This window comes from Helicobacter baculiformis (genome assembly GCF_900197685.1).
In the GTDB taxonomy this organism is placed as follows: Bacteria; Campylobacterota; Campylobacteria; order Campylobacterales; family Helicobacteraceae; genus Helicobacter; species Helicobacter baculiformis.
In genome coordinates this window covers 4,690-10,284 of record NZ_FZMF01000069.1, presented here as the reverse complement: position 1 = coordinate 10,284, position 5,595 = coordinate 4,690, and the positions used below count along the sequence as shown (strand labels likewise).

At 47.6% G+C, this 5,595-nt stretch carries 8 protein-coding genes; 5 read left to right on the top strand and 3 right to left on the bottom strand.

Translation table 11 applies throughout. From position 1 onward, the window contains the following. Nucleotides 1–93 precede the first annotated feature (93 nt). From C6G87_RS08110 to C6G87_RS08090, 5 genes are all read left to right on the top strand, one after another. Entirely contained in the window at nucleotides 94–867 is a 774-nt protein-coding gene (locus C6G87_RS08110; protein WP_104752988.1) for a hypothetical protein, read from the top strand. After that, the gene (gene terL / locus C6G87_RS08105) at nucleotides 815–1,441 is read left to right on the top strand and encodes a phage terminase large subunit (RefSeq protein WP_158653138.1); all 627 of its coding nucleotides are present in this window, start codon (nucleotides 815–817) and stop codon (nucleotides 1,439–1,441) included. The genes C6G87_RS08110 and terL overlap by 53 nt, the downstream gene beginning before the upstream one ends. A 237-nt stretch (nucleotides 1,442–1,678) precedes the next feature. Next, nucleotides 1,679–2,554 carry a Mu-like prophage major head subunit gpT family protein gene (locus C6G87_RS08100; RefSeq protein ID WP_104752986.1) on the top strand — a complete coding sequence of 292 codons (876 nt, stop codon included), beginning with the start codon at nucleotides 1,679–1,681 and terminating at the stop codon, nucleotides 2,552–2,554. A 9-nt stretch (nucleotides 2,555–2,563) separates the two neighbouring features. Continuing rightward, nucleotides 2,564–2,812, top strand: coding sequence for a glutathione S-transferase family protein (locus C6G87_RS08095; protein ID WP_104752985.1), 249 nt, complete (start codon nucleotides 2,564–2,566; stop codon nucleotides 2,810–2,812). A gap of 117 nt (nucleotides 2,813–2,929) precedes the next feature. After that, entirely contained in the window at nucleotides 2,930–3,322 is a 393-nt protein-coding gene (locus C6G87_RS08090) for a hypothetical protein (RefSeq protein ID WP_199767679.1), read from the top strand. Between the two features lie 9 nt (nucleotides 3,323–3,331). On the opposite strand, the gene C6G87_RS09035 is transcribed toward C6G87_RS08090, so the two are convergent. The 3 genes from C6G87_RS09035 to C6G87_RS08080 all read right to left on the bottom strand — a co-directional run. Further along, nucleotides 3,332–3,463, bottom strand: a complete 132-nt coding sequence (locus C6G87_RS09035; protein WP_267892712.1) for a hypothetical protein — start codon at nucleotides 3,461–3,463, stop codon at nucleotides 3,332–3,334. A gap of 500 nt (nucleotides 3,464–3,963) precedes the next feature. Further along, complete coding sequence (locus C6G87_RS08085; protein WP_104752984.1) at nucleotides 3,964–4,317, bottom strand: hypothetical protein; 354 nt, start codon at nucleotides 4,315–4,317, stop codon at nucleotides 3,964–3,966. Nucleotides 4,318–4,596: 279 nt separating this feature from the next. Further along, a partial coding sequence (locus C6G87_RS08080; RefSeq protein ID WP_104752983.1) for a glycosyltransferase family 4 protein occupies nucleotides 4,597–5,595 on the bottom strand: 999 nt, incomplete at its 5' end.

Below are 5,595 nucleotides of genomic sequence, written 5' to 3'. Positions count from 1 at the left end.
CAGCCCTCTTATTTCTGAAACTTTGGCACATTCATAAAAACCTACTTTGCCCACCACCTGCAAGAGGGCGATTCAAGCGCGTTCAGAAATGCCATGTTTGAACATGTGAAAGAGTATTTGAACGCCTCGAAAATCTGTATCATCAAAGCCTACCGCGGGGCGTATAAAACCACTCTATTAAGCCGTATGCTCACCTTGTGGCTCTTTGCACGCGGGGAACGCCACTATATGATCTATATTGGCAACAAGAAAGAAGACACGGAAGAAACCATTGAGTGGCTCAAAATCGAGCTCCAAGACAACGCCCTCCTCGTGCAAGATTTTAGGATTGAGAAGGGGTATTCTTGGCGTAAGGGGGAGCTTTCCGTGAAATTTGAGGGCGTGCCCAAGAAGATCAAAAGCTACAGCATTGAGGAGAATATCCGTGGGCTCAACTTCTTAGGCAGACGCCCCGATCTGATCATCTGCGACGATGTGGAAAATGGGCAGCGCATCCACTCCAAGAAATACCGCGAAGATGTGTTCAAGCAGTTTGAGGGGGCGATCTTGAAATTGCCCGCGCGCAAGGGGGATTATAATGTGTTAGTGGTGGGGACCACTTTGCATGAAGAATGCCTACTTTTGTGCCTAGAGAGTCGGTGGAATGCGCGCGCTTATAGCTTTCCTCTTGTGTTGGATTTTGGTAAAAACATCGATGGTTTGAGCCCGGAGAATATCCATGATTATCCTTTAGAACAAGTGATCTTGGATGATCCTAGTTTGGATAAGAAAGAAATCTTGATGGAGTTCTTGGGCAATAAGAACGCCTTCTTGTGTGAGTTTCAAAACCCCCACCAACGCCAAAGACGCGATTTTAGGGGATTTTGACACGTATCAGGAATTGCCCCCCTGCATTGATAGTATTTATATGGGTATTGATCCTGCTTTGGGCAAGGCAAAGGGGGATTTTTTCGCCATCGCGCTAGTGCACTATGTGAAAGAGCAACGGCGTTACTATGCGCGCGTGCATGCCTATAGAGAAAAGCCTGATAAGATGATTAATATTGTTTTAAGCACCTATGCGCAATGCCTCAGTCTGACCCCCTATGTGAAAATCGGAATTGAGGTGGTCGCCTTCCAAGCCTTCTTTAAAGATCAATTGAAAAAGCGCGCCCAAGAACTGGGGCTGCATTTCTTTAAGCCTGTAGAACTCAAAAACAGCGCCCATAAAGAAATCCGCATTGATAGCTTAGCCCCCCTTCTCTCGGGGCGTACTCTACTCATCGATGCCTACAGCCATGAACTCATCAGCGAACTAGAAAGCTACCCCAAGAGCGCCCATGATGACTGCTTGGACGCCCTAGAGATGGCAATGCGGATCGCTAGGGATCGTTCTAGATTGGATTATAAAGCCCTCAAACGTGCCCTAGGGGCTAGAAAGTTCAAAAAAGGGGGGTTATAGCATAAAGCCTTTTAAAACGCTTTCAGAGCCACGCGAAGGGTTAGGGAATACCTAGACCCTCCTAAGGGGCAAACTAAGCAAATTCAACGCGATTAAACGGGTTTTCAACGCATTTAAATAATTACCATTGATGGAAATAAAGCTAGCCGCTCCTCTTGCCCCCTGACGCGCATATATAATAATTGCGCAAAATCTCCCCATGAACCTTGTTAGCATGGCTGACAAAAAAGGAGCATCATGAAACTCACCCCGGAAACCCAAGCTGCGATCAGCAAAGGGCTTAGCGCCGTCTTTGCCACCAATCTAGCCAACAAAGCCAAGACATACCAACAAGTTGCCCTAGAAGTGCAGGCGAACACGATGAGCGTAGATTATCGCTGGCTTGCCTCTTTGCCTAGCATGCGCGAATGGGTGGGCGAGCGGCAATTAAAAGAACTAGGGGGCTACACCTACACCATCACCAAGAAGAACTGGGAAAGCACGATCAAGGTCGATCGCGATCTCATTGCCTATGACAGCTTAGGGATTGTGGGCGCACAGGTGGCAAGTATGGCGGATTTGGTCATCGAACATTATAATAATTTGGTCTTTGGCTTGTTTAACACCAATGGTGTTTGTTATGATGGCTTGCCCTTCTTTAATGGGGCGCACAAGGTGGGGCGGGCGATGTATAGCAATAGCCAAGATTGGGGCTTGGATGAAAACGCCCTTCTCTCCGCACGCAAAAGCATGATGGGTTTGACCAATGAGGGGGGCGCGCCCCTCAACATCACCCCTAATTTGTTGGTCATTTCGCCTAGTTTGGAAGCCACAGCCATGCGCCTGCTCAAAGCCCCCACCCATGCCAATGGCGCGAGTAATATCTGTTATGGGCTGATGGATTATTTAGTCTGCCCCTATTTGAACAGCGCGAACCGCTGGATTTTGCTAGACACCACCAAAACCATCAAACCCCTCATCTTGCAGAAAAATAAGGCGGTGGAATTTAACGCCTTAGACAAGGACACCAGCGCGCAAAACTTCATGCGCCGCGAGCTCTTGTACGGGATTGATAGCGAAGACAATGCGGGGTATGGCTTGTGGCAATTGGCTTTTTGTGGCAAATGGAATTAAAGGAGAAACATGGAAGAGAACAATAATTTTTTAGAAGCTATTAGATTACGCCAAAGTTTGGAAGAAGAGAGTAATGTCCGCACCTTTGGGGTGGTCGAATTGTCCGCCGCCCTGGAGGCGTTTAAAGCCCAATGCCTCCCGCATTTTAATACCATTGAACAACGCTTAGGCGATCTAGAGTTTCGTTGTGGGCAACTATCCGCACAGCTAGACGCCCTCCAACACACGCCCCCCCCTAGAGGACAAGCCCAAAGCTAAACGCACACTTAAAAACGCACAGGGGCTAGAAAGCCCTATAGCCCCCCAATGAGGAGGATGTGATCGCCCTAAATTGAAGGGGGGGTAACCCCCCTCATCTCATCATAAAGAACTGCTATGCTCAAACTTTCCACCCCGCATTTTATCCCCCCCTCTGTGAGTTATGACACCATTAAAGCCGCCCTACATAGTGAGCGCTTTGAGGAGATTGTCAAGGTGGGGCGTTACTTCTTGCGCTTTGATCCCCAAGTGAGCGCGGAGGTGTTTAAACGCCGTTTGTTGGTGGCACGCCTGCCTGTGGTGTTAGAAAGCCCCGATACGCGCGTGCAAGACGCCTTTCATCAGATCAGCAAACACGGCTGGGATCATTTTGTCTATGAAGAGGCCATCGTATCCGCTTTGCCTTTAGCGACTAAATTCCTTGCCACACTTCGCGAAACGACTCTCCGTGCAATAAACCTCGAAGCTCCCATCGCACCTACTGCAACCAGTGATGTGCCTCTATCCTGAACTTCAACTTTAGCCACCCTGTCCATCTGCACTTGGCATATCCACAGACACCAGCCCAAGCATGCCAAACAAAGCCAAAAACGCATGCCAATGCATCTGGGGCGAGTCGGAAATCTCTAAAGGACGCAATAAACCTCCCATTCACCCCTGCAAAGGGTGCGCATTAGCAAACACACAAGAGCCGATCTTTTGAGACAAAGTCTACCGATGATATGACTTATAAAGAGTGCTCTGGGTACCCCCGCCAACGTCCAGAGGTCAGCTTGTTGATCAGGAGTATGATCAAAGTTGCAGGAATGAACTGACAAAAACTTAATACGATTGCAATTGGGCATCCCCCAAAAAGTGGCAAACGCCCAATACACGGGCACCGCCCTAAAGAGAATAGCGATAGCAGAGGCGATCGAATTATCAAAGCGGGTCTTAAAATACTTCCCTCTCCTGCCAAAATAAGCCTCCCCCAAAAGCCCTCTACACCACACTACCAACCACTACCATAGAAGATTTTCTGGCAGGAATATGTCGCCCCTGCTAATGGATATTGCCGGGAGCATTACGCTCATAAGCGCGAAAGACTGACCTCTGGCGCGCAAAGTCCATCTTCTAGCCCACCAAGACTTAGACTTTTGCATACCAACTCCTTAGGGGATGGGGCGATCAAACCCGCTAAAATCCCAGCCCCAAGCTGGCTTTGGTCCGCTTACAGGTCTAGGCTCTGGGCGTTGGGGCTCTGGAGGGAAAAAGTGATCCTCCACACGATCGCCAATTTCTGCCCCGAGCCAAGAACCCGCTGCACCACTCACTGCACCGGCATAAGGATTACCAGTAGCTGCTCCTAAAATACCTCCTACACCACCTCCAATATAAGTTCCATATTCCCTCCCCTTTGCCCCCCTATCTTCAATCACGATCTTCTCTGCCCATAGAGAAGACGTGCCCAATATAGAAAGGGACACTGCTAAAAACATCTGCTTTGCAGAACAACGATTTTGCATTTGCACCTCTTAGTAGAGTGGGGCGATCCTAGCAAAACGCTAGGGGCACCCCCTTAAAACTTACCTACAACAAATCAAACAGCGAGGGATGTGTATGAAAACGTGTAAAATATACATAACTTAAAAATATTGCGGGTAAAAGCACAAAACCCAAGATGCCTAAGAAAAGAGGGCAAAAAAACTCAAAAAACAAGAATTAAAAAAAGTAAGACTGACGCACAACTCCCCCATCACCTGCCTTTTCCACCCTTGCAAGGATGCCTATAATCCCACAAACTCTCACTCCCATCCCTCTAACATCCGCTCTACAATCTCCAAATGCTTTTGCATGCTTTTTTTAAAGTCAAAGAGCTTGGAGCGCTCTAAGCCTTTTTGGATGCACTTTTGGCGCAAGGCTTCATCAGTTAGGGCGCTCTCTAGGGATTTAGCGATGTCTGTAGCGTTGTAGGGGTTGCAATAAAAGCCCGCATCCCCTAAAATCTCGGGCATGCAAGACACATCACTTGCCAGCACCACCAGGGAGGCGCGCATCGCTTCTACTATGGGCAAGCCAAACCCCTCTGCTAGGCTACCCCACCAGAGCAGGTGGGCATGTGCATAAAGAGTTTGCAGCAAGGCATCGGAGACATAGCCTAGATCGATAATGAAGTCTCGTTTAAAATACTGCTCATCCTCTGTGTCCACATTATTGGGTGCGCCCGTAAGCACAATTTTAAAGCGGTTCTGCAACTCTTTGGGTAAGAGCTTGAAGGCATCGATAAGCCCGCGTACATTACGCCGTTTCGCCTTGCTCCCCACCACTAAAATAAATTCCCCTAAATTGGAAGGCATGGACTCTAAGTGGGTGTCTCTATATTCTCTTAACCCGTGGTATATAGTGTGCACCGTCTCTTGAGAAAAGCCAAATGTCTTTAAAATCTCTTTTTTAACGCATTGGCTAAAGCAGATCACTTCTGTATAAGCCGCCATCTTGGGCAAGACAAGGTGTTCCAAACGCATCTTGAATTCTTGATCGACAAACCACGCTTGTTCATCGCAGAGGGGCAAATCGTGGATACAGCCTAAAGTTTTTTTAGCATTGAGTGTAGTTCCCAAATAGGAGGGTTCGATATATAAATCAAATTTTTTCTGATTATGTTTTTTAGACTTTTGTTTTTCTATAAAGTGCAAGAGATGATATTTTAAAGATAAATAAAACTTCATGCCTAAAACAGCTTTGGCGAAGCCTAATAAGGGCTGGTAATATTTGGGCTTTTTAGGGGTTTGTGGGTTTGTGGG

Excerpts from the sequence above, each read along its gene's own strand:
- C6G87_RS08110 (WP_104752988.1), top strand. The coding sequence starts at position 94 with ATGTTTGAACATGTGAAAGAGTATTTGAACGCCTCGAAAATCTGTATC.
- C6G87_RS08100 (WP_104752986.1), top strand. The coding sequence starts at position 1,679 with ATGAAACTCACCCCGGAAACCCAAGCTGCGATCAGCAAAGGGCTTAGC.
- C6G87_RS08095 (WP_104752985.1), top strand. The coding sequence starts at position 2,564 with ATGGAAGAGAACAATAATTTTTTAGAAGCTATTAGATTACGCCAAAGT.
- C6G87_RS08090 (WP_199767679.1), top strand. The coding sequence starts at position 2,930 with ATGCTCAAACTTTCCACCCCGCATTTTATCCCCCCCTCTGTGAGTTAT.
- C6G87_RS09035 (WP_267892712.1), bottom strand. The coding sequence starts at position 3,463 with ATGGGAGGTTTATTGCGTCCTTTAGAGATTTCCGACTCGCCCCAGATG.
- C6G87_RS08085 (WP_104752984.1), bottom strand. The coding sequence starts at position 4,317 with ATGCAAAATCGTTGTTCTGCAAAGCAGATGTTTTTAGCAGTGTCCCTT.